Raw genomic sequence first — 24,768 nt, 5'->3', positions numbered from 1 at the left:
TTATCTTTATCTCAGGTTATACAATATATTTCCAAAATTTTGTTTCAACTTAAAAACCCCAATGTATGAGTCAGGAAGAATTATTAGTTTTAATTTATAAAAAAGACGAAAGAGCTTTTACCCATTTATATGATATGTACTCGAAAAGTTTATTTTCGGTTATTAATGTTCTTATAAAAAACCGCGAAGAAGCCGAGGATGTTTTGCAGGAAGTTTTTGTCAAAATCTGGAAAAACATCGATTCATATAATGAAAGCAAAGGAAGATTTTACACCTGGATCCTTAATATTGCTAGGAATACTTCAATCGACAAGTTAAGATCCAAAAATTTTAATAACAGTCAAAAAAACCTTTCTTCAGATAATTTCGTAAATCTGTTAGACGACAGTAATAAACTCGTTAATAGAATTGATACTATTGGAATACAAGAATTTGTAAAAAAATTAAAACCAAAATGTATTGAGATTATAGATTTATTATTTTTTAAAGGATACACCCAACAAGAAGCTTCAGAAGAATTGGCAATGCCTTTGGGAACTATCAAAACGCAAAACAGAAACTGTATTAATGATTTAAGAAATTATCTAAAAATATAATGGAAGCAAAAGAGTATATCGAATCAGGAATTCTGGAACTTTATGTTTACGGTTTATTGACCGAAACTGAAAATCTGGAAATAGCAGAATTGGCTAAGAAAAATCCGGAAGTTGATCAGGAAATTATTTCGATCGAAAAAGCTATTGTAGCTTTATCATCAAGTTTCTCTCCTTTTCACTCGGTAGCCAATTTTGAAAAAATAAAATCTCGTTTAGAGTTGAAACACGGCAAAGTAGTCGACATGAAACCTGCTTCAAGCTGGTCTCAATATGTAGGCTGGGCTGCGGCGGTACTACTGCTCTTAGGTTTTGGATATCAAACTTTAGAATTGACAAAATCGAAAGAAGCTATTGCAACTGTTGGTACTGAGAAAAACAAAATAGAGAAAGATTACGCTTTCTTAGATCAGCAGAATAAGCAAACTGAAAAAAGTCTGACAATTGTAAGAGACATCAAAAACACAGGTGTAACCCTTGGCGGACAAGCAGTTTCTCCAGGTTCATTTGCAAAGGTGTATTGGAACAAAGAAACAAAAACAACTTATATTGATGCAGCCGGTTTACCAAAACCTCCAAAAGGGATGGTTTATCAGGTTTGGGCTTTAAAATTAAGCCCGGTACTAACCCCTACCAGTATTGGTTTACTGAGCGATTTTGAAGGAAATTCTCAAAAAATATTTGCTGTAAATCAAACGGACTCAGCAGAGGCTTTTGGAATCACTTTAGAACCTGCCGGAGGAAGTTTGACTCCGACTATGGAACAGCTGTATACTTTAGGAAAAGTTTAAAAGCAACATCTCTAAAAACTTAAAAAACGCATATTGAATTCATTATGCGTTTTTTTATTACTTTCAATTAAAATAACCTCTATAAAATAAACCAGTTAAATCATGAACGGAACTTTACTTCTAAGAATTGCAGTAGCCATTATTCTCCTCACCCATTCTGTTTTTGGAATGTTTAATAACGGAATCAATGATTTTGGAAATCTATATTTAAATCAAATTGGTTTCGCTCCTTTTGGCATTTTTCTGGCTTGGTCTATCAAATTATCCCATGTTGTAGCCGCCTTTCTTCTGCTTATTAACAAATATGTTAAACCGGCTGGATTTGTAACTATCTTCATATTGATAATGGGAATCATTCTGGTTCATTTTCAGGAAGGCTGGTTTGTAGTGGGCGGCGGAAGAAACGGTTCCGAATATAATTTTTTACTCATTGTCGTGCTGCTAGCAATTATGTATCCTAATGGCTTAAAAAAACAAAACTAAATACCTCCCGTTAAGACATAAAAAAAAGATTCAGTTTAACTGAATCTTTTTTTTATGAATTACTATTTTCTATTTTTTCTTGCTCTTATAGTACTTGCGGTATTTAGGGTATGTAATTACTCCGATTACTGAAATAGCTCCTAGTGAATACCAAATCCAGCTTAATGAATGTGCTTCTCCGGTAGCATAAGAATGTAAACCAACTAAGTGAAAATTTACTCCATAATACGTAAATAAGATCGATACAAAAGCGAACATACTCATTAAATTAAAGAACCATTTTCCTCTAAGGGCCGGTACAAAACGAGCGTGAATTACAAAAGCATACACCATAATCGAAATTAAAGCCCAGGTTTCTTTTGGATCCCATCCCCAGTAACGTCCCCAACTTTCGTTGGCCCATTGTCCGCCAAGGAAGTTACCAATCGTTAGCATGATTAGACCAATAGTTATTGCCATTTCATTAATGTACGTAATCTCTTTAAGGTTCAAATCCATCTTGGCTTTATTTTTCTCATTAGTAAAGAAAATCAGCACTAAGGCTACAAAACCTAAAATCATTCCCAATGCAAATGGACCATAACTTCCTACAATTACCGCCACGTGAATCATTAACCAATAAGAATTTAGTACCGGTTGTAAGTTTGCAATTTCAGGATCAATCCAATTCATATAAGCCGCCATTACGATCATTGCGGTTACAAAAGCAGATGAAGCTACCGTAAGTTTTGATTTTCTGTCAAAAGCTAATCCAAAAAACATTGTTGCCCAGGCCACGTAAATAATAGACTCGTAAGCATTACTCCATGGAGCGTGACCCGAGATGTACCAACGTGCAATAAGTCCTAAAGTATGCAGTGCAAACAATACTCCTACCAGAATATGAAAACCGTTGATCGTTATGCGAAGCCATTTTTTCTCAAAAAAGATATTTACAATAGTGAACATCAACATCAAGACTGAAACGGTAAGATACCAGTACGGTAATTTTTTGAAAATATCGTATTTGTTGTACGTTATTTCGGCATCAATTTTCTCCTCGCTTGGTCTTACTTTAGCACCAAATTTCTTTTGGAAACCATTAATACTCTCCACCAACTGATCGGCTGTTGTAAAGTTTTTAGAAATTGAGCCATTGTTTAATGCACTAAAATACATTGGCAGAATCTGCGTTACATAAGTCGAATCCATTCCTTTAAATCCTCCCTGTTGTCTTTCCAAATACGAAACCCATTTGTGATTTGGGTCATTCGGAATAGGAAATATTTTTAGAATACTGCCACTTAAAGCAGATTCCATCAGATTCACTCTTTTATCGGTATCTATAAAATCTTTCTCAAACTGATTTGGATTTGCTGCTTTATATGCCGCATCTAAATATGGTGAAAGCTTATAATTCCCGTTAGCATCAAAAAACTGCACAAACGGAGCACGTTTAGCCTCTTTATCTACTCCAATAATTTTACGAATACTGTCGTTTCCGGCTCTTAGATGAATCAAAGGAATTTGTATCCAAACCTGAGCATATTGTGTTATAGACAAAAATACCTGATCAGAATTCATTCCATTATAGGTATCACTCTGACTTACTTTTCTAAGCAATTCAGATGAAAAAGTATTAACCGGTTTCATTCTCCCTCCGGCATCCTGAATAATCAAACGACCAAATTTTGCTGCATGGGCTTCCGGTGCTTTGTAAATCGTCAATAACGAATCTAATTGTTTCTGACTTGGCGGAGCCGTTACATGATTGGCATGATCGTTTGGATCTGTGTTATGATCGTGATCGTGACCTGGTGTATGAACGTGCGGTGCCTGAGCAAAGCCACTCAAACCAATCATTAAAACCAATATCGTGATCAGTTTTTCTTTTTTCTTTTTTACGCCTTCTAATTTGCGTTTCAAATCGCCAAAACGTGAATGTTTGGTAAACATAATAGCCATTAATCCCAGATATAACATAAAATAACCAAAATAAGTGATATTAGTTCCCCAAAAATCATGGTTTACAGATAATATGGTTCCTTTTTCGTCCGGATTAAAGGAAGATTGAAAGAAACGGAATCCTTTGTAATCCAAAACGTGATTCATATAAATTCGGTAATCAAATGTTTCTGTAGAATCCTGAACGGTCACTTTACTTTCGTAAGAAGAGTAACTTTTTTCTGTTCCCGGATATTTTGTAGCAATAAAATCGTTTAATTTCACTTTAAAAGGCAAGATATACGCTTTACTTCCGTAGAATAAACTATATTCAATTTTTCCGATTTTAACGGTCTGAGGTTCCCCTACACTACCTTTAGACCCCAAAAGCCTTACTTCTTTTTCCTGTCCATCAGCTTTAACTTTTACAATCAAAGCATCATGATGTGATTTGGCTCTGTAATCATTATTTGATACATAATCCACTACTCCTTTAACTGCGGGGTTTGGAAATACAATTCTAATATCGCCAATACTGTACAAAGAACGCATCATCAAAGGCTGTACATTATCTTTGGTTACAGTACCTTTTAATTTATCGGCCATTCGCATAAACTCTCCTTCAAAAGGCGTTTGAATAGTATATTTTTCACCTGTAGTATTGATGTTGATTGCACCGGCAGTTGGTTTATTCAATGCAAATAATACATTATGGATGTTTTGTACTTCACCCTCTTTCAAAAAGTGTTCTTCACGTCCGCCAGATCCTGCTTCTACCATTTTAAGATATAAAGTTCCTTTTGGATCCGGTTTTATGGTTTCGGTAGCTCCCATGATATAATTCACGTACGTCACTTCAAAAGGTGTTTCGTCGAATTTTCCGGAAAGTGTAAAATCATTGTTGGTAACCGGCGAAAACAATAAGTTTTTTTCAAAAACTCTACGTTTCATTTCGCCTTTGTATTCCCCATCTGCAAAAACAGTTAAGAATGTTTTATCAGAATAAACTTGATTCTCTGCCGCTCCTTCACGAATAGGCATCATACCCTCATAACTAATATAACGAGTAATAAAAGCTCCTAAAAGAATAAAAATAAAAGCAAGGTGCAGTAACAAAGTTGCCCATTTTTCTTTTTTTAGTAGTTGATAACGTTTAATGTTTCCGAAGAAATTGATCAAAAAGAAGACCATTATCGCCTCAAACCACCAGGTGTTATAGATTAAAATTCGGGCTGTATCTGTGTTGTACTTACTTTCGATAAAAGTTCCAACACCCATTGCAATTGCGAATGTTAAAAAAAGAACGGCCATTAATCGTGTAGAAAACAAAAAAGAGAATATTTTTTTATCCATTTTTAAGGAATTACATTGTATAAAAGTGGCACAAAAATACTTAAAAATGTTGATTTGCAACGGCTGTAATTTGTTAATAAAAACCAAATATAAATTAGTAAATCAAATCATTCTTTTAAAAACTGTACGCTTAATTTTACAAATTCATAATTGAGTGTATGAATCTGTTTTTTTATGCCACAGATTACGGGATTAAAAAAGAATTTATTCGTTTAGCAAACTTCATTTAGAGCGGTACTTTTTACATAAATCAACAGAATCATTGCAATCAGTATAATCTGTAACTAAACTTCTTTCCTGCTTATTCTCTTTAAAAAAAATAATACTAATTTTGCGCTATGATTCGAATTACAATAATTGGTTCCGGAAATGTTGCCCAGCATTTGATCAAAGCTTTCTCTAAAAGTGAAGTGGTAGAAATTGTGCAGGTATTTTCGAGAAAAAAAGAAGCCCTTGCTTCTTTGGTAAGTTTTGAAAAAATTGTAAATAATTTTGACTCCTTTCTCGAGGCTGATCTCTATATTATTGCTGTTTCTGATAATGCAATTTCAGAAGTTTCAAAACAATTGCCTTTTCAAAACCGCGTTGTCGTTCACACCTCAGGTGCAGCTTCACTCGATGTTTTGGATGCTAAAAACAGAAAGGGTGTTTTTTATCCGCTTCAGACATTTTCAAAGAATAAGGAAATTGATTTCTCCACTATTCCAATGTGTCTGGAGGCCGAAAACACATTTGATTATCGTGTTTTAGAAAGTGTCGCCAAAAGCATTTCGCAAGCCGTTTATCCTATAAATTCAGACCAAAGAAAGGCGTTACACGTTGCAGCCGTTTTTGTTAATAATTTCACCAATCATCTGTATCAAATCGGACAGGAGATTTGCAAAGAACATCAGGTGCCCTTTGAAGTTTTAAAACCTTTAATTCAGGAAACTGCTCAAAAAATAAATACTTTAGCTCCGGCGGATGCACAAACGGGCCCTGCAAAACGCAAAGATTCGACCACAATTGAAGCGCATTTGGAGTATTTAACCCATGAAAATCAAAAGAATATATATAAAATACTAACACAATCTATACAGAATAATGGCAAAAAATTATAAAGAAATAATGAATGACATCACCACTTTCGTTTTTGATGTTGATGGCGTGCTTACAGACAGTTCGGTTTTTGTAACCAATGAAGGTGAGATCCTTCGTACGATGAATATTCGTGATGGTTATGCGATGAAAGCGGCAGTGGAAAGCGGTTACAATGTTTGCATTATTTCCGGCGGAAGCAATGAAGGTGTTCGTGTACGTTTGCGCAATTTAGGAATTAATGACATTCACCTAGGAACTCCCGACAAAGTAAAAACTTTTAAAGAATACACTGATACTTACAACATTAAACCTGAACAGGTTTTATATATGGGCGATGATATTCCGGACTTTCATGTAATGAAATTAGTTGGCCTGCCTACTTGTCCGCAAGATGCCAGCCCGGAAATCAAAAACATTTGCCGTTATATCTCTCATGTAAATGGAGGAAAAGGCGCCGCGCGTGATGTGATCGAGCAAGTAATGAAAGTACAAGGAAAATGGATGGAACATTTTAGTGGGAAACACGATTAAGGATTGCAGATTTTAGATTGTGGATTTTAGATTTTACATCTTACAAATAACATCTCACAAACAACATTTTACATCTCACAAAAAAAAAGTAGTCCCTCAGCCCCTCAGAACCTTAGCTCCTTAAAAAAATGAAATTCCTCAAACTCATTCGATACAAAAACCTACTGATGCTTGCTTTTATGCAAGTATTATTTCGTTATGCTTTTTTAAAACAACAAAACGTTCCTTTAGCTTTAGCGGACTGGCAATACGGATTATTGGTTTTAAGTACCGTTTTACTGGCCGCGGCGGGTTACGTAATCAATAATATTTACGATGTTGATACCGACAGCATCAACAAACCTAATGATGTTGTAATTGGTAAAGGAATTTCTGAAACTACCGCTTATAATATTTATATTGGACTAAATATTACTGGTGTTGCCATTGGGTTCCTTCTGTCTAATATCATTCTTAGACCCATGTTTGCTTCGTTCTTTATTTTGATCGCTTCACTTCTCTATTTTTATGCGACAACTTTAAAGCAAATTATGATACTGGGGAATTTTGTTGTAGCATTACTGCTTTCTGTAAGTGTATTGATTATTGGGGTTTTTGACCTTTTTCCTGCCACAACTTCCGAAAATCAGGCACAAATGGCGAGTCTGTTCTCTATCTTAACCGATTATGCTCTATTTGCCTTTATGATCAATTTTATTCGTGAAATAGTCAAAGATATTGAGGATGTTAATGGCGATTACAATCAGGGAATGAATACGTTGCCTATTGCAATCGGAAATAGCAGGGCAGCAAAAGTTGCTTTGGGATTTGCGATAATCCCTTTTATTTCCTGCCTGCTTTACATCAATACTTACTTTGTCAAAAACAACCTTTTTATTGCTACCTTTTATGCTTTTGCCTTTGTATTGGCACCACTGCTCTACTTTATTGTCAAAATATTTGGTGCAAAAAATCAAAAAGAATTTCATCATTTAAGTACCGTTTTAAAATTAATCTTATTCTTCGGAATTTTATCAATTCTCGTTCTCACTCTAAATATCAAGTACAATGCTTAAAGAAAAACTAAAAAAATATACTTTAATTCTAGCTTCCGGATCACCACGCAGGCAACAGTTTTTTAAGGACCTCGATCTTGACTTCGAAATTAGGTTAAAAGACATTGAGGAGGTTTATCCACCAGAATTAAAGGCGGTCGAAATAACCGATTATCTGGCAGAATTAAAGGCCAATGCATTTGAAGGTGAACTTAACGAAGATGAAATTTTAGTAACCAGCGACACTATCGTTTGGCATCAAAATAAAGCATTAGGCAAACCAAAAGATGCTGACGAAGCTTTTAAAATGATCCGATCGCTATCCAATACAACCCATGAAGTAATAACATCGGTTTGCTTTAAAACAAATCATTCTTCCACACTATTAAACGATATTACAAAGGTTACTTTCAATGATTTATCAGACGAGGCTATTTTGTATTATATCCAAAACTACAAACCTTATGACAAAGCCGGTGCTTATGGTATTCAGGAATGGTTTGGTTTTATGGCAGTTGCAAAAGTAGAAGGTTCTTATACTAATGTTATGGGATTACCAACAGCAAAAGTTTATGAATATTTGAGTACTTTAGTGTAAAATTTTATTTATGTTTTCTTTTAAAGAATATAGTCAGGAGATCTTAACCACCGTAATTCTAATTTGCGTTCTTGTTGCTTTACGTGTCATCGTTGCGAAATTAATTCGCCGATATGCCAGCACAAGTCAGTTATTAGAGCACCGGACCAATTTGGTAATCAAGTACATTCATTTACTGATGAACATACTGGTTCTGATTAGTTTAATTGTAATTTGGGGTGTTCAGACCAAAGATATTTTCATAACTGTTTCTTCGATCACTACAGTTATCGGAGTGGCTATGTTTGCTCAATGGTCTATTCTGAGCAATATAACTTCGGGAATGATTTTGTTTTTTTCCTTTCCTTTCCGAATTGGAGATACCATCAAAATTCATGATAAAGACTTTCCAATAGAGGCGGAAATCGAGGACATAAGTGCCTTTCATGTGAATTTGAAAACAAAAGACGGTGAGAAGATCATTTTTCCGAATAATTTATTGCTGCAAAAAGGAATCTCTATCATGCCGGTTCAATACGAAGAAAAAGAGTTCTTTGATTAAATAAGAATGGGAATTTTATAAACTTATACTAAAAAGGTAAAACACATTATTTATAATAAAATATAATATTTGTTTTACAAATTCTTAGCCTTTATTTAATTTCCATCAACAATGAACCACTCTGTAAAGTTGCCTTTTTATGCTAAACTTGCTTTTATTTTGGTGAGTTTTATAAGCTTTGCCTTTATTTTTTGTATCGGAAAAGATATTATTACTCCGGTATTACTGGCGTTTTTATTTGCGGTCTTATTGGTTCCTATTTTTACATTATTGCATTCCAGATTAAAATTTCCCAGACATCTTGCTGCCGCTTCTTGTATTTTGATTTTCGCTTTATCTATCGTCGGCATCTTGGTTTTTATTTCTTATCAGATTAGTGATATTGCCAACGATTTTGATGCGATAAAGAAAAATGCAAACACTTTCATCACTGACATTCATAAATTTGTAAAAGATAATTTTCACGTGAGCATCGGCGAACAAAAAAAGTATCTGGATAATGTGACTAAAGACTCTGTACAAAACGGAAAAAGCTCCATAGGTTCAGCCATAGTCTCCATAACAGATCTTCTGTTAGATTGTACTATCATACCAATTTATACTTTTTTGTTTCTGCTGTATAAAGATCATTTTATTCTTTTCCTTGCTAAATTAGTCCCTAAAGAAGATCATGTGATTTTAAAAGACATCCTTTCACAAATAAAAGTTTCGATTAACAATTATATTGTGAGTCTGATTTTTGAAATGATAGTAGTTTCTATTCTGACAAGTTTAGGGCTCTGGATTATTGGAGTAAAATACTTTATTTTATTAGGGTTAATAACCGGAATTTTAAACATGATCCCATATATTGGCATTCTGATCGCGGGTATAATCACCGTAGTAGCATCATTAACAGGAACACCAGACAACTCTCTAATTCTCGGAATTCTGATCGTAAACATTGTTGTACAGCTGATTGATAACAATATCCTTGTACCCTTAATTATTAATTCTAAAGTAGAAATTAATGCCTTCGTTTCGATTATGGGAATTATTATTGGTGGTGCCGCTGCGGGAATTTCAGGTATGTTTTTGGCCATCCCACTTTTAGCCATTCTAAAAATTATATTTGAAAGAATTGAATCCTTAGAGCCCTGGGGATATTTGATGGGCAATCACATGCCTAAAAAATTCAGCTGGAGAATCCGAAAACTAAAGGTCGAAAATTAAATAGTATCACGATTCAAAATATAATCGCAATAATTTCTTATATTCATCTCAAAATCGACCTTTAAGCCAGTCAAAAAAAATACAATGTCCGTAATCAGAAAAATAGCACTTTTTATTTTATTATGCTTCTGCTTACAAGGCACTCATGCTCAGGTTAATTTGCCTCAAAAAAGCGAAAACCGTAAAAAAGACAGTACTGAAGTCTATCAGAAAATCAGAAACTATTCGAAAAAGAATAAATTTACACAAACCCTGCATAAATTATTCTTCAGAGAAAACAGGCCTCAGAAAAAAGAAGTTCTGGTACAAAATGACACTACCGATTTTAGCGGAAAAATAATTCGAAAGATAACCATTATAACGCTTGATCCTTTTGGGCACTCTCTCACAGACACCACTCAGGTACCTAAAAACTGGGGAGAACGGACTGGAAACCGACTGCATTTGAAAACCAAGAAAATTGCAATCTATAATCTCCTGCTGTTTAAAAAGAATACTCCTTACGACACATATAAAGTACAGGAATCTGAGCGTTTGATACGATCTCAAAGATATGTGACAGCTGTACGGATCACTAATAAAGTGGCGGGGATGGCTTCAGATTCAGTTGATGTCACGATTAGAGTTCTGGACTCGTGGAGTACGATTCCTAAATTTGCGATCTCGGGCAATCAGGTTTCTTTTGGTATTAAAGAAAAAGACTTTTTTGGATCGGGACAGCAGCTGGAATACAAACATACCAGCAGATTTAATGATGGCCGGACTGCAAATGAAGCAACCTATACCATTCCTAACATCAAAAACACTTATATTGGAACCACTTTATTCTATAAGATCGATATTGACAATAATTACAGCAAAAGTATCAATGTTGAACGCCTCTTTTATTCGCCTTTGACTAAATGGGCAGGCGGTGTTTCTACAGGTCAAAACTACAGAAAAGACAGTTTGCAGGCGCCTGATAAGTCTTATGCTTTTCAACCTTTTAAGAATAACTTTCAGGATTTCTGGACAGGACATGCCAGTAAAGTATTTGAAGATGAAAATGGTATAACCAATTTGGTGGCAACCGCACGCTTTCTCAATGTCAATTATACCGATGCTCCCTCTGAGCTTTATGATCCTACCCATTTTTATTCAGATGAGAAATTGATTCTGAGCGGAATTGGTCTGAACCGACGCAAATTTATAAAAGACAACTATATTTTTAGAAATGGCCAGACAGAAGACGTTCCTATTGGAAGAATCTACGGAATCACTTTAGGCTATCAGTACAAAAACGCGCAGTGGCGGCCATATACAGGAGCTCAGTTTTCTTTTGGAAATTATTACCGTTGGGGATTTTTAAGTATGAGTTTTGAGGCAGGTACGTTTTTTCATGATTCTAAAACTTATCAAACAGCCTTTTCATTTCAATCTACTTACTTTACAAAACTATTCAGTATTGGAAACTGGAAACTGCGTCAATTTGTGAACCCAATTATGGTTATTGGTGCCAATCGGGAAAATATTATCGGAGATCAGCTTAATATTAATAATAAAAATGGTTTAGCTGGGTTCAATACCGCTTTATATGGTACAAATAAAATGGTATTGTCACTTCAAACCCAAACCTATTCTCCCTATGCGCTCTGGGGATTTCGCCTAAACCCGTTCTTTAATTACTCGGTTGCGGTACTGGGAAATCCAAATGATGCCATAGGAAGAAATAAAGGGTACCAGAAAGTGACTTTAGGCTTGCTGATTAGTAATGATTATCTGGTATTCAGTTCCTTTCAGCTTTCGCTCTCCTACTACCCTACCATTCCTTATCAGGGAGATAGTGTTTTTAAAACGAATACTTTTGAGACTAGTGATATTGGTTTGCAAAACTTTGAGCTGGCCAAACCAAGGGTTGTGGAATACAAATAATGAAAAAATATTTTATTTCACTTTTTTTTCAAAAAACAAAAAAACCAAAATCACTTCACTATCAAAAGATTAAGTAAATTTCTCGTTTTACAAAATCGTTAAAATGCACATTTTATCCGATGAAATACATAGTGCTTTTATTTTTGGCACAGTATATGAATATCCTAAAACAGGATTAATCATAACTTTAAAATTAGAAAAATGAAAACAATAAAATTAGCAATTGCAGGGTTATTTCTCCTGGTTGCAAATGCCACGCAAGCGCAGGTATCTATAAATGTTAACATCGGATCACCTCCCGCGTGGGGACCTGCAGGATATGCAGAAATGGAGTATTATTATTTACCCGACATCGAAGCTTATTATGATGTAAGAGCTTCCCAGTTTATCTATTTTGGAGGAGGAAGATGGGTTAGAACAACTTACTTGCCAAGACAATACAGAAATTATGATTTGTACGGAGGCTACAAAGTAGTTTTAAACGATTATCACGGCAGAACACCTTATACTTATTTTGATCGCCATAGGGTAAAGTATTACAAAGGCTATCATGGTGCACCTCAAAGATGTTACAAACCGAGACCGGCTTATGGATATAATGACGATCGTTATGAGCGCAGAAACCATAAACACTATGATAAAAAGCGTAACAAACACGACAGAGACGATGATGACGATGACGATCATGATGATCACGATGGTCACTACGGCCGCAGAAGAGGCTAATATTTGCTAAATCATTAATTTTCAACACAAAAGAGTATCAAAATCATGATACTCTTTTTTTATGCATGCATACTAAATTAATAAAAAGTTAATTTATTAAATATAATTCAAAAATAACAACTAAAACGATTGAAAAAGTTAAAGTATTCCTAACCGTTTTGAAAAATGTTTTGAAAAATCCTAATTTTGCAGGAAATTTAAACTAATAAAATAGGTTATGAAGAAGAGAGTTTATTTATTTTCATTGTTAGCGTTGTCCCTTTTTACGTTTTGTACAAATCACGACGACTCCGCTACGAATGATCAGGCTAAAAACAACAACATCGAAATCAATAGCGATGTTACCACTTTAAGCAAAAGACTTGATTATACCAATTCAGGAGTAATCTCCATCACTGGTTCATCCACATCAACAGGTAAATTTTCAAAAAGCAGTCCATCTTCTACGACTGATTTACCATTAGTACAAATTGCAGAAATCAATCCTCCAAAAGACAACAACGGAAGAACATTACAAGCCAATCATGTTGCAGTAAACGGAAACTATGCTTATGTTGCTTACACTATGAGTGGTGAAGCCTATTCTGGAGCTATTGATGTTATTGATGTTTCTGATCCATATAAACCGAAATTGATTACTTCTGCATTGATAGCAAATACTGACATTACATCATTAACCTATTCCAATGGAAGTTTAATTATTGGTGCTGCCGCAGATGTTGATAAAAATCCGACACTAGCAAGTCCTGCTGTTGTAATTAACATGACGTTAAATTCAGGTATGCTGACGGATAAATATACCATAACTAATCTTGAAGGTCAAGTAACTACCGACATTGCTTCAAATTCGGGCTCTTATTTTGCCGTAACAGGAGATCAGGGAAGTTTATTTAAAATCAATACGGCCTCCAAAGCAGTTTCTAGCAAAGTAGCGGTAGAAGATTTACGTTCTGTCGCGATTAGCGGGGACAAAGTTGTGACTTTGAGCGGTTCAAAAGGAGTAAATATTTACAATGAATCTACGCTTACTTTGCAAAAAAGCTTTACGACATCAACAGATGTAAAAGCTGCAAAAAGAACAATGGATTTTGATGGTACTAAATTATTAGTTTCAGAAGGATATAACGGTTTGGGAGTTTATGACATCAATAGCGGTTCTAAACTGCAAACAATCTCATTAGCTGCTGCCGGTGAAGAAAATGTAACTAATGCCGTATCTGTAAATGATGGATATGCATTTGTAGCCAATGGCGCTGTAGGTTTAAATGTATACAAAACTGGTTCACAACTAAGTTTATTGGGAACTGTTGACATCTTAGGTTCGTCTAACTATGTAAAATCCAGTGGTGATTTTATCTATGTAGCCAGTGGAAAAGGTGGTTTGAAAATTATCAAGATGGAAAAACCAAATACAACTTTTGTTGGCTGTACAGGATATGGAACTTATAATCAAGGGCAAAACCTGATTTTAAATTCGAATGAAGTTAAATCCTATTCCGGTGCCACCGCAATTAACTCTGTTATTGTTAATTCGGGAGCTGTATTGACACATTGTGGTTCGATTACAATTCAAAATGGTCTGACCTTAAATAGTGGAGGAACTTTCAATATGAGAGGAACACTGTCTCAAGGAAAATACCAACAAGCTAACCCAACGGAACTTATCATTAACAGCAATGCAGTATTACAAATTGAAGGTACCGTAGTAATCTGGGGAGATTTACGATTAAACAGTGGTGCGAAGATCAATTTCATAGGAAACAATTCTTCTATCACGATTTATGGAAAAGTAACTAAGAATAGTAATGTTACCATTACAGGAAACTATAAAGACACAGAAAACAAGTTGAAATAAATGCTGTAATCCCAAGAAATACTACATGATCTAAAGTGTTAGATCCATTTTCTATAAAGCTGTCAGATTTGATCTGACAGCTTTTTTTTTGAATCAATTTTCTTAAAAAAGGAAATCAATAACCAAACATTAACATTTCATTTAAATACTGTACAATAATTTAATTAGTATTTTTGAACTTCTATCAAAAAACACCTAACCAAACTATGCGAAAAATTCAGATACAAGTTCTTCTCCTTTTTTTATCGGGTATTACTCTTTCTTTTGCACAACAACCACAAAAACCAACTTCTGTCGAAATTTACAATCAAATTAAAAAATTAAACTTTTTGGGTTCCGTATTGTACATCGCAGCACATCCGGATGACGAAAATACCCGTTTAATTTCTTATATGGCCAACGAAGTAAATGCCCGAACAGGTTATTTATCTTTAACGCGTGGCGATGGAGGGCAAAACTTAATTGGACCGCAATTGCGTGAATTGTTAGGCGTTATCAGAACACAGGAGTTAATCGAAGCCCGAAAAATTGACGGTGGCGAACAGTTTTTCTCTCGCGCAAATGATTTTGGTTACTCAAAAAATCCTGATGAAACTTTAGAAATCTGGAATAAAGATAAAGTATTAGCGGATATGGTGTGGACGATCCGAAAATTTCAACCCGATGTAATCATCAACCGATTCGATCATCGCTCACCAGGTACCACACACGGACATCATACCTCCTCGGCGATGTTAAGTGTAGAAAGCTTTAAACTTACAAACGATCCAAAAATATATCCGGAACAATTAAAATATGTAAAACCGTGGCAGGTTAAACGTCAGTTTTTCAATACATCCTGGTGGTTTTACGGAAGTCAGGAAAAATTTAACGCGGCCAATAAATCGAACTTTGTTCAGTTAGAAACCGGAGTTTATTATCCGGGAATTGGTAAATCTAATCAGGAAATTGCTGCTTTAAGCCGCAGTCGTCATCAATCACAAGGTTTTGGAAGTACCGGAGCCCGTGGGGACGAAACTGAATTTTTAGAACTTATTAACGGTGACCGACCTAAAGAATCTAATTTATTTGATGGAATTGATACTTCATGGAATCGCGTTAAAAATGGTAAACCTGTTGGCGATTTAATCTCTTCAATTATCGCTAAATATGACTTTAGCAATCCGTCGGCCAGTATTTCCGATTTGGTCAAAGCTTATGTCCTGATTGAAGCACTGGAAGACGATCATTGGAAAACCGTAAAAACGGCTGCTATAAAAAACATTATCGCTTCCTGCACCGGATTGTATCTGGAAGCTGCTGCCATCGAACAGGAAGCAACACCGGGAAGCACCATAAAAGTAACTCTTGAAGCCATTAACCGATCTTCGGTTGAAATGCAGCTGAGCAGCGTGACTTCGCTACCGGATCAAAAAAACACAGCACAAAATATTCCCTTAAAAAACAATAAGGATCAAAAAATAAGCTTGTCAGTTCAGCTTCCAAATACGCTGGAATATACGCAGCCTTATTGGCTGAAAGAAAAAGCAACCGAGGGAATGTATACGGTTTCAAATCAGGAAAACATTGGAATTCCTGATATTATCAGACAGGCAAAAGTTGTTTTTAATGTTAAAATAGATGGTGTAGAAATTCCGTTCGAACGTACTGTAATTTACAAATATAACGATGGCGTAAAAGGTGAAATGTATAATTTTCTTGACATCGTTCCCGAAGTTACTACTTCAATTCTCGAAAAAGTTTTAATTTTTGGAAGCACACAGAGCAAACTGGTTCCGGTAAAAGTACGTGCGGGAAAAGACGGTATTAAAGGAAACTTACAATTGGAATTACCAAAAAGCTGGAGTGTTTCGCCTAAAGAAATTCCTTTTACTTTAGAGAAAAAAGGAAACGAGCAAATCTTTTATTTTGAAGTTACACCACCTGTAAATCCGGAAGAAACTGTTGTGAAAAGCATTGCTATTGTCGACAACAAACGTTTTGACAAGGATCAGACCATTATTGATTACAGTCATATTACTAAACAGATGGTACTAAAACCTGCGGAGTCAAAGTGTATTCGAATTGAATTAAAAACAAATGGTGACTCCATTGCTTACATTATGGGGGCTGGCGATGAAGTTCCTGAAAGTTTAGCGCAGATGGGATACAAAGTTACCATCATTAAACCGGAAGAAATCACCCCTGAAAAACTGGATTCCTTTAACGTAGTGATTACCGGAGTGCGTGCTTACAATACCGTAAATGCACTAGCACACAAACAAAACATACTTTTTAACTTTGTGAAAAGCGGTAAAAACATGATCGTACAATACAATACGTATGGCCAAACCGTTACCGATCAGATTGCACCATATCCATTAAAAATATCAAACGATCGTGTTACGGAAGAAAATGCTAAAATTACCTTTCTGGCACCCAATCATCCTATTTTAAACACGCCAAACAAAATCAGTCCTAAAGATTTCGAAGGCTGGAAACAAGAACAAGGCTTGTATTACCCTGATCAATATGATCCTGCCTTCACTCCTATTCTCTCTTCACACGATAAAGGCGAATCGGCTAAAAATGGTGCTTTATTGGTAGCGCCCTACGGAAAAGGATACTATATTTACACCGGTCTAAGCTTCTTTAGAGAACTACCCGAAGGTGTTGCCGGTGCTTACCGACTGCTATCGAATATGATTTCATTAAAACAGCCTATAGAAGCTCCTAAACAAGAATTAAAAAAATAAAAAATTCCCAATATGGAAGCTAAAAAAATAAAAAAATGGAAAAAGAGCTACACTTATGTTTTGGTAGCCAATGCCATTTACATTCTGATTTTTTTCTTAATCATGAAATTATACTCATAACCTATGCAACTATTTGATTGGATCGTACTAATTGTTACTCTTTTATTTATTGTTGGGTACGGCTCTTGGAAAACCAAAGGAAGTAAGAACGTCGAAGATTTTATTCTTGGAAACAACGAAACTCCCTGGTACACTGTTGGACTTTCGGTTATGGCTACTCAGGCCAGTGCCATCACTTTTTTGTCAACTCCCGGACAAGCTTATCATGACGGAATGGGTTTTATACAATTCTATTTCGGATTACCGATTGCAATGATTGTGATTTGTGTGACTTTCATACCCTTGTACCATAAAAACAAAGTCTTTACAGCCTATGAATTTCTGGAAAAGCGATTCGATTTAAAAACCCGCTCTTTGGCCGCTATTTTATTTTTGGTTCAGAGAGGTTTAGGAACCGGACTGACCATTTATGCTCCGGCGATTATTCTATCGGCCCTTTTGGGATGGAATTTAACGTTAATGAACATCGTGATCGGTGTTCTGGTAATTATATATACGTTCTCAGGAGGTACAAAAGCGGTCAACGTAACACAGAAACAACAAATGTTTGTAATCATGTCGGGAATGTTTATTACTTTTTTTCTGATTCTGCATTACCTTCCTAATGATATGACTTTTACAAGTGCCCTGCATATTGCGGGTGCCAACGATAAAATGAATATTGTAGATTTCTCTTTTAATCCCGAAGAAAAATATACTTTTTGGAGTGGAATCACTGGTGGTTTCTTCCTTGCACTTGCCTACTTCGGAACCGATCAATCACAGGTGGGACGTTATTTATCCGGAAAATCGGTTCGTGAAAGTCAAATGGGACTTATCATGAACGGACTTTTAAAAGTACCTATGCAATTCTTCATTCTGTTAACAGGAGTTATGGTTTTTGTCTTTTTTCAGTTCAATCCTGTTCCTTTAAATTTTAATCCCAACAATAAAATTGTGATTGAAAAATCGGCTTATAAAGAAGAGTATCATGCTTTAGAAAAAAAACTAAGCAATCTTTCAGAAGACAAAAAAGTGATTAATTTATTGTACATCGACCAGTTGAATCAGGATTTCGATAATCCGATTTTACGAAAAGAACTGGTTACTATATCAAATAAAGAAAAAGACCTTCGTGATCGTGCCAAAGAAATTATTTCGAAGGCAGACAGCAACAGTGAAACAAACGACAAAGATTATGTCTTTTTCCACTTTATACTGCATTATTTACCAAAGGGGCTTATTGGTTTATTGTTAGCCGTAATTCTTTCGGCCGCGATGTCTTCAACAGCTTCCGGATTAAATGCTTTGGCCTCTACAACCGCTATCGACATTTACAAACGAAATCTGAAGACCGAAAAATCCGAAAAGCATTACCTGAATGCCACTAAGTTTTTCACCTTATTCTGGGGAATTATTGCTATACTCTTTGCCTGCGTGGGGACCCTGTTCGAAAACTTAATTCAATTGGTAAATATTATTGGGTCTATTTTCTACGGAACCGTATTAGGAATCTTCCTTGTTGGTTTTTACCTGCGCCGTGTAAAGGCCAAAGCCATGTTTTTCAGTGCCATTATCAGTCAGATTACCATATTTATCATCTATTATTTCATGATTGCTATTTACCCAAGCGGTCAGGAAAAACTGGGGTATTTGTGGCTGAATTTTATCGGAGCCATTTTAACCATTGTCCTAGCGCTATTCATGCAGTTTGCCTTTTTTAGAAATGAGCCCGACGCTGAGGAGGTAGTTTTGGAATAGTTTAATTTAAAACCAGAAAAAATGAAACTGAATTTAGATACCATTGTCCTGTATGTTCAGGATGTGAACAACTTAAAATCTTTTTACACTACAATTTTTGGTTTTGAAATACTTGAAGAATACGAAGCCGAATGGGTGCTTTTGAATGCTGGTAACGCAAAAATCGGACTTCATAAAATTGGTGATCACTATTTGGCACAAATTAAATCCGGTTATAAATTTGACAATAACACCAAAATCGTTTTTGAAATTAATGAAGACATTCATGCATTGAGACAAGTACTTCTTGATCAAAATGTATTGATGCGGGAAGTAAGTACTTTTGATACTTACGAATACTGGCTCTGTGATGGAGAAGATCCCGAAGGAAATGTGTTTCAATTGAAGCAAAAGAAATAAGGATTGAAAAAATTATGTTTGGATAAACTAATCTTTATCCAAACATAATTTTTTTCTGGATCGGGATGATTTAGCCCTGATGGAAGCGGCATCCTTTTGTGCCGGGGTTCGGCACAAAAGATACAGCGGACAGCAGGAATAGCTACAAAAACAAACCATCACATTCAAATATACGATCTTACATTTGAGTTTTTAAAAGACTGAGAATTCTTTTCAAATTTCTATCTTTGAGAAAGTAACCGTTAAAATTCCAACTCTATGAAAGATTTGAAAAAGTACAGCAATAAAACTAAGGCTGCTTTTATTTTATTGATTGTAATGCTTCTTATTTTACTGGGGAATTTCAATACACTTCAAAATTCAAAAAATGTAAATGAAAACATTAACGCCATTTACAAGGACCGCTTAGTTGTGGCACATTACATTTTTCAATATTCTAAAGAACTTCATTTTATAAAAGCTGAAGCCGAAAAACTAGATTTAAGCGATACGATCAAAAAAGACGAGATCGTTCAGACGCTAAATCTTATTCACACCATTGACGATTTGTATGCCAAAACGGTTTTAACCAATACCGAAAAACAATATTTTGATGCTTTTTTAAGTTCCTGCAAAGAAATAAACAATCAGGTCGCGAACAAAAACTGGAATAAAATTGCGGTTTCGAGCGATCAGGCGCTAAAAACTCTAGAAGCCCTGTCGCAAATCCAGATTCAGGAGGGAAAAGCAAAACTGGCAAGTGCAAACACCATGTACAGTAAAAACAATAGCCTTGGGCAGCTTCAGATTGCCTTACTCATTATTTTGGGTGGCATCACTTTTTACTTACTGATTGTCAAAAAAATCAAAAAAAGTATCAAAATTCCGGAGCCTCCAAGTTTGAACTAATTTTAGTAGGTATTCTGATTAAGAATATTGCGAATATAGTACGCAGATTTTACGGATTCGTTTCACGAAAAGCGGATTTACGCAGATCTCTTTTCTTTAGAATTTTAACCGACATTCTCCTTTTATAAATTATGACACTCCTCCGGAGTTTTTTGTTGTGGACGGTAATTGCGCTATAAATATTTTGCTCCTCCGGAGCTCATTCCATTTTTCATGGAAGATCACAAATAAAAAAAATCCGTTTCAATCCGCGTTTTCGTGAAACGAATCCACGTAATCTGCGTGCAAAGCCAAAGTATATACCTCTGGATCAATATCAATATCAATGGCAATGGCAATGGCAATGGCAATATCAATGTCAATAGCAATATCAATGTCAATGGCAATGGCAATGTCAATGTCAATGGCAATGGCAATGGCAATATCAATGTCAATGTCAATGGCAATATCTATATCAATATCAAAACTAACACACTCTCTTACTTCAATTTCCTATCCTCCTCCTTAATAGGCAAATCATTTATACTTGCAAATCGCTTTTGCATCAATCCATTTGCATCAAATTCCCAGTTTTCATTTCCGTAGGCTCTGAACCAGTTTCCATCCGGATTCTGATATTCATACTCAAATCGCACTGCAATTCTGTTTTCCGTATGTGCCCAATACTCTTTTTTAAGCTTGTAATGCCTTTCTTTTTCCCATTTTCGGGTTAAAAACTGAATGATTGCTTCCCTGCCGTTTACAAACTGATCTCTGTTGCGCCATTCGCTGTCAACCGTATAGGCTTTTGAAACACGCTCAGGATCCTGACTGTTCCAGGCATCTTCAGCCAATTGGATTTTTTCTAAAGCCGTTTCGTAAGTGAAAGGCGGCAATGGTAACTTCTGTTCCATAACTATAAAATTAAAGTTTGAATTATTTTTTTGGATTGTTCAATAAGCTGATTGGATTTAAAAAGCTGACTTTCGATAATACAGCTTTCAAAAAGCAAATAAATATGTGCTGCAACAAGCTCATTGTCAATATCTCTCCCGAAATAATTTCGTAAATCTGATTTATGATTTTGAATTACAGCAAGCATTTTTACATTGTCTGCCGGTATTTCCGAAAGCAGGTTCAGAAAACTGCACCCCCTGAAATTTTCCTTCTGATTCATAAAGATCAAAAAATCAAAAGAAGCCAAAACCTTTAGCCTGGTATCTTTTTTATCCAAAGTGAAACTTTCCAGTTGGTTAAACCAATACTCATGTCGCTGGTTTAAAAAAGCAACCCCCAAGTCTTCTTTTGATTTAAAATGCTGATAAAAGCTTGCCTTTGCTACTTTCGCTTCTTCAATGATCTGATTTATCCCGGTAGAATTATATCCCTGGGTATGAAACAAAACAGAAGCTTTATCTAAAATTCTTTCTTTGGGTTGCATATCTAATGTACGTTTGGAAGTACAAATGTATATCTTTTTAATCGAATACAGACAAGTCTGTCTGTTTTTATTTGATCTGAGAGCGTCTATATTGGGTCAGGCTTACGCCCTTACAAGGCTTAGAGAAGTATCACCATTATTCATGGCACTCCGAGCCATGTTATTGCTAAGGCTCTTTCAGAGCAATAGGCTTCAAATGTACTTGTTTTATAAAAGCAATCCGTATATCATTTTTTTAACTTAGCCCCTAACTTTTGAACCTGATCCGCAATCAGGACTATAAAGAATCATTTTTAAGCAAAAAAAAATCCAAATTCCAATTGAACATTGGAATTTGGAATTTTAAAATTTAGATTTTAATAATTCAATGAATTATTATCTGCTCCACTCAGCAATACTATCTTTATTCAACTTTACATAATCTTGATTTTTAGCAACTTCAGCAGCAGCCAAAGAAGCTTTTGCTGTTTCTATAGCTCCTTTTTTATCTCCTTGTTTCGCCTGAATTTGCGATTTTAATCTTAGGATGTAGTAAGGTTTATCAGTGCTTAAATCTAATGACTTATCTACGTAAGTTCTGGCTGTTTCGATATTTCCGTTAGCTTGGAACAAATAAGTAGCAGCTGAGAAATAATCATTTGAACTTGGTCCGCCTAAAACTTTATCGATGCTTGCAGTCGCAATTTTTGCAGTTGGTACCTCAAATTTTAATGCTACATGAGAATTTTCCCAAGACATTTCTAAATAACCGTAATTTGGATCTAAACCATTAATTCCGATAGTAAAAGTCTCTACAGGAGTTGGCAATGCATCTTCTTTTACCGTAGTTCTCAAAGCTACGTAAGAGTCGCTCCAGTTTTCAGGCAATCCCCAGTTGTCAGTAGAAAGGTAAAATATAACTTCCCAGCTTTCGATTTTAGGAATGGTATAAATTGCATATTTTCCTTTTTTCAATGTTTTTCCGTCAATCACTACATCATCACTAAAGTTAATGATAGTGTTTTCGTTAGCTCCGGTTCTCCATAATTTACCAAACGGAACTAAATTTCCAAATACGGCTCTTCCTCTGGCGCCAGGTCTTGAATATGTAACTTCAACATCAGTCAGACCAACTGTTTGCTTGATGTATCCTTTAGGACTCGCCTGTGGAGTTTTTATTTGTGCTTCTGAAGCAAAAGGAGCCAAAACGATGGCCAATGCAATAAGTAGTTTTTTCATTTTCGTAGTTTATTTTGTTCCCTCAAATTTACAAATTCAATTAGCGAACAAATGTTAAATTTAACTTAATTCAACCTTTTAATTGCGATATTTTTTGCGCATTTAATTCGTGAAAGTGGTTGATAATCAAATCAGCATCTGATAAATCCTGAAGTTTTGAATGATGACTGTTATACCCCACACAAAAAACACCTGCTCCCTTGGCTGCTTTCACTCCGTTTGTACTGTCCTCGATGATGATACAGTTTTCTTTTGGAGCTTTGGATAGTGAAGCTGCGTGCACAAAAATAGCCGGATTTGGCTTCGATTGCGGAAAATCTTCACCACTTACGATGTCGGTAAAATATTGATGCAGATTAAATCTGGTAAACACACGCTCGATCGTTACTTTTGAAGCTGAGGAAGCCAAAATTAATTGTATCCCGTTTGCATATAAATCTTTTATCAAATCTTCAACGCCTTCTAACAGATACAGATCTTCTTTGGTATCAAAAGCATCATTAAAGATATTTCTTTTACGCTGAATTAAATCTTCTACTTCATGCTCAATGGCTGGAAAAAGTCCTTTTAACGTCTGAAACGTATTTCGTGTCGAAAATCCGGTAAACGAGGTATACATTTCTTCTGTTACGATTATGTTTAATTCCGAGAATTGTTTGTAGTAAGCATAACGATGTACGGGTTCAGTGTCTACAATCACACCGTCCATATCAAAAATTACTGTTTTTATCATTTCTTTTTAAGTTACTAAGGTTCTGAGGGGCTAAGGTTTTTTAGATGCTGAGGTACTAAGTGGCTAAGGTTCTGAGTTTAAAACTTAGTTCCTCAGAACCTTAGCATCTTAGCACCTTTCTTACTCCTTTTTAAGCAAATGACGGATCACCGTTTCAGCAACGTGCAGGCCAAATAATCCCGGCATGTAGCTGTTGGTTCCGTAGAATGACTTTTTGAAGTTTTTTCCGTCTGTTAGTTTCAGACTTTTTTCGTCCTGAATTTCAGAAGAAAAAACGACCTTGAGTTTGTTTATTTTTTCTGCTTTTAAACGCTTTCTGATCGTTTTTGAGAAGTAACAGTTTATCGTTTTAGAAATATCAGTGACTTTTACTTTCGATGCCAACATTTTTCCGCCCGCGCCCATACTGCTGATGATTTTTACTCTTTTACGTTTGGCTGCAATGATCAGGTTTAATTTTGGTGTGATACTGTCGATACAATCCAAAACATAATCAAACTCAGAAGAAACGATTTCGAAAGCTCTTTCGGGAGATAAAAACTCCTGTACTCTAGTGAGTTTCAATTCCGGATTGATATCCATCAATCGATCTCCAACAATGGTAATTTTTGGCTGACCAACCGTTGAGTGCAAAGCCGGTAATTGTCTGTTTATATTTGTAATATCTACGACATCCCCATCTACAATTGTCATGTTTCCTACTCCTGCCCTTGCCAAAAATTCAGCTGCAAATGATCCAACTCCTCCTAAACCTACGACCAACACATTGGAATTTTGTAGGTTTTGCAATCCTTCTTTAGTAAATAAAAGCTCGGCTCTTTCTGTCCACTCTGCCATATATAATGTTTTTCTTTTGTTTAATATTGTTTCTTTTGTTTCAAGTT

23 protein-coding genes are annotated in these 24,768 nt (G+C 35.4%); 17 read left to right on the top strand and 6 right to left on the bottom strand.

All coding sequences use genetic code 11. The features are described 5' to 3' along the window. Positions 1-65: 65 nt before the first annotated feature. The 3 genes from FLA105534_RS18000 to FLA105534_RS17990 all read left to right on the top strand — a co-directional run bounded on the left by FLA105534_RS18000 (position 66) and on the right by FLA105534_RS17990 (position 1,867). Positions 66-596 carry an RNA polymerase sigma factor gene (locus FLA105534_RS18000; RefSeq protein ID WP_017498502.1) on the top strand — a complete coding sequence of 177 codons (531 nt, stop codon included), beginning with the start codon at positions 66-68 and terminating at the stop codon, positions 594-596. Further along, on the top strand, positions 596-1,384 hold the full coding sequence (locus tag FLA105534_RS17995) for an anti-sigma factor (RefSeq protein ID WP_173967478.1): 789 nt from the start codon (positions 596-598) through the stop codon (positions 1,382-1,384). Before FLA105534_RS18000 ends, FLA105534_RS17995 begins: the two co-directional genes overlap by 1 nt. A 102-nt stretch (positions 1,385-1,486) precedes the next feature. Then, on the top strand, positions 1,487-1,867 hold the full coding sequence (locus tag FLA105534_RS17990; RefSeq protein ID WP_173967477.1) for a DoxX family protein: 381 nt from the start codon (positions 1,487-1,489) through the stop codon (positions 1,865-1,867). A gap of 69 nt (positions 1,868-1,936) precedes the next feature. Here FLA105534_RS17990 and ccsA read toward each other — a convergent pair whose 3' ends face one another. Then, complete coding sequence (ccsA, locus tag FLA105534_RS17985) at positions 1,937-5,143, bottom strand: cytochrome c biogenesis protein CcsA (protein ID WP_173967476.1); 3,207 nt, start codon at positions 5,141-5,143, stop codon at positions 1,937-1,939. A 338-nt stretch (positions 5,144-5,481) separates the two neighbouring features. Between ccsA and FLA105534_RS17980 the strand changes: the two genes are divergently transcribed. From FLA105534_RS17980 to FLA105534_RS17915, 14 genes are all read left to right on the top strand, one after another. Beyond that, on the top strand, positions 5,482-6,243 hold the full coding sequence (locus FLA105534_RS17980) for a Rossmann-like and DUF2520 domain-containing protein (protein ID WP_173967475.1): 762 nt from the start codon (positions 5,482-5,484) through the stop codon (positions 6,241-6,243). Beyond that, on the top strand, positions 6,227-6,754 hold the full coding sequence (locus FLA105534_RS17975; RefSeq protein ID WP_173967474.1) for a KdsC family phosphatase: 528 nt from the start codon (positions 6,227-6,229) through the stop codon (positions 6,752-6,754). The genes FLA105534_RS17980 and FLA105534_RS17975 overlap by 17 nt, the downstream gene beginning before the upstream one ends. A 128-nt stretch (positions 6,755-6,882) precedes the next feature. After that, positions 6,883-7,809 carry a geranylgeranylglycerol-phosphate geranylgeranyltransferase gene (locus FLA105534_RS17970; protein WP_173967473.1) on the top strand — a complete coding sequence of 309 codons (927 nt, stop codon included), beginning with the start codon at positions 6,883-6,885 and terminating at the stop codon, positions 7,807-7,809. Then, complete coding sequence (locus FLA105534_RS17965) at positions 7,802-8,386, top strand: Maf-like protein (protein WP_173967472.1); 585 nt, start codon at positions 7,802-7,804, stop codon at positions 8,384-8,386. Before FLA105534_RS17970 ends, FLA105534_RS17965 begins: the two co-directional genes overlap by 8 nt. A 10-nt stretch (positions 8,387-8,396) precedes the next feature. Continuing rightward, on the top strand, positions 8,397-8,927 hold the full coding sequence (locus FLA105534_RS17960; RefSeq protein ID WP_173967471.1) for a mechanosensitive ion channel domain-containing protein: 531 nt from the start codon (positions 8,397-8,399) through the stop codon (positions 8,925-8,927). Between the two features lie 111 nt (positions 8,928-9,038). Beyond that, positions 9,039-10,139, top strand: a complete 1,101-nt coding sequence (locus tag FLA105534_RS17955; RefSeq protein ID WP_173967470.1) for an AI-2E family transporter — start codon at positions 9,039-9,041, stop codon at positions 10,137-10,139. A gap of 84 nt (positions 10,140-10,223) precedes the next feature. Further along, positions 10,224-12,050, top strand: coding sequence for a BamA/TamA family outer membrane protein (locus FLA105534_RS17950; RefSeq protein WP_173967469.1), 1,827 nt, complete (start codon positions 10,224-10,226; stop codon positions 12,048-12,050). Between the two features lie 201 nt (positions 12,051-12,251). Further along, positions 12,252-12,776 (top strand): hypothetical protein, encoded by a 525-nt coding sequence (locus tag FLA105534_RS17945; protein ID WP_173967468.1) that lies wholly within the window; start codon positions 12,252-12,254, stop codon positions 12,774-12,776. 217 nt (positions 12,777-12,993) lie between these two features. Beyond that, entirely contained in the window at positions 12,994-14,631 is a 1,638-nt protein-coding gene (locus FLA105534_RS17940) for an LVIVD repeat-containing protein (protein WP_173967467.1), read from the top strand. Between the two features lie 206 nt (positions 14,632-14,837). Further along, complete coding sequence (locus FLA105534_RS17935; RefSeq protein WP_173967466.1) at positions 14,838-17,366, top strand: PIG-L family deacetylase; 2,529 nt, start codon at positions 14,838-14,840, stop codon at positions 17,364-17,366. Between the two features lie 123 nt (positions 17,367-17,489). After that, complete coding sequence (locus FLA105534_RS17930; protein WP_173967465.1) at positions 17,490-19,226, top strand: sodium:solute symporter; 1,737 nt, start codon at positions 17,490-17,492, stop codon at positions 19,224-19,226. 21 nt (positions 19,227-19,247) lie between these two features. After that, positions 19,248-19,625 carry a VOC family protein gene (locus FLA105534_RS17925; protein ID WP_173967464.1) on the top strand — a complete coding sequence of 126 codons (378 nt, stop codon included), beginning with the start codon at positions 19,248-19,250 and terminating at the stop codon, positions 19,623-19,625. A gap of 258 nt (positions 19,626-19,883) precedes the next feature. Next, positions 19,884-20,513, top strand: a complete 630-nt coding sequence (locus FLA105534_RS17920; RefSeq protein ID WP_173967463.1) for an MCP four helix bundle domain-containing protein — start codon at positions 19,884-19,886, stop codon at positions 20,511-20,513. Positions 20,514-20,838: 325 nt separating this feature from the next. Continuing rightward, positions 20,839-21,021 (top strand): hypothetical protein, encoded by a 183-nt coding sequence (locus FLA105534_RS17915; protein ID WP_173967462.1) that lies wholly within the window; start codon positions 20,839-20,841, stop codon positions 21,019-21,021. On the opposite strand, the gene FLA105534_RS17910 is transcribed toward FLA105534_RS17915, so the two are convergent. From FLA105534_RS17910 to FLA105534_RS17890, 5 genes are all read right to left on the bottom strand, one after another. Continuing rightward, positions 20,993-21,406 carry a nuclear transport factor 2 family protein gene (locus FLA105534_RS17910; RefSeq protein ID WP_173967461.1) on the bottom strand — a complete coding sequence of 138 codons (414 nt, stop codon included), beginning with the start codon at positions 21,404-21,406 and terminating at the stop codon, positions 20,993-20,995. The two genes, FLA105534_RS17915 and FLA105534_RS17910, sit on opposite strands and share 29 nt — an antisense overlap. Positions 21,407-21,408: 2 nt before the next feature. Next, the gene (locus FLA105534_RS17905) at positions 21,409-21,933 is read right to left on the bottom strand and encodes a TetR/AcrR family transcriptional regulator (protein ID WP_173967460.1); all 525 of its coding nucleotides are present in this window, start codon (positions 21,931-21,933) and stop codon (positions 21,409-21,411) included. A gap of 375 nt (positions 21,934-22,308) precedes the next feature. Beyond that, a complete protein-coding gene (locus tag FLA105534_RS17900) occupies positions 22,309-23,151 on the bottom strand; it encodes a DUF2911 domain-containing protein (protein ID WP_173967459.1) in 843 nt (280 codons plus the stop codon). Positions 23,152-23,221: 70 nt separating this feature from the next. Continuing rightward, positions 23,222-23,884, bottom strand: a complete 663-nt coding sequence (locus FLA105534_RS17895) for an HAD family hydrolase (RefSeq protein WP_173967458.1) — start codon at positions 23,882-23,884, stop codon at positions 23,222-23,224. 120 nt (positions 23,885-24,004) lie between these two features. Beyond that, positions 24,005-24,721, bottom strand: coding sequence for a tRNA threonylcarbamoyladenosine dehydratase (locus tag FLA105534_RS17890; protein WP_173967457.1), 717 nt, complete (start codon positions 24,719-24,721; stop codon positions 24,005-24,007). Positions 24,722-24,768: the final 47 nt, after the last annotated feature.

The sequence above is a fragment of the Flavobacterium collinsii genome (assembly GCF_902804485.1).
GTDB lineage: Bacteria > Bacteroidota > Bacteroidia > Flavobacteriales > Flavobacteriaceae > Flavobacterium > Flavobacterium collinsii.
The sequence above is the reverse complement of the archived record's forward strand: the minus strand, read 5'-3'. Positions and strand labels throughout refer to the sequence as shown.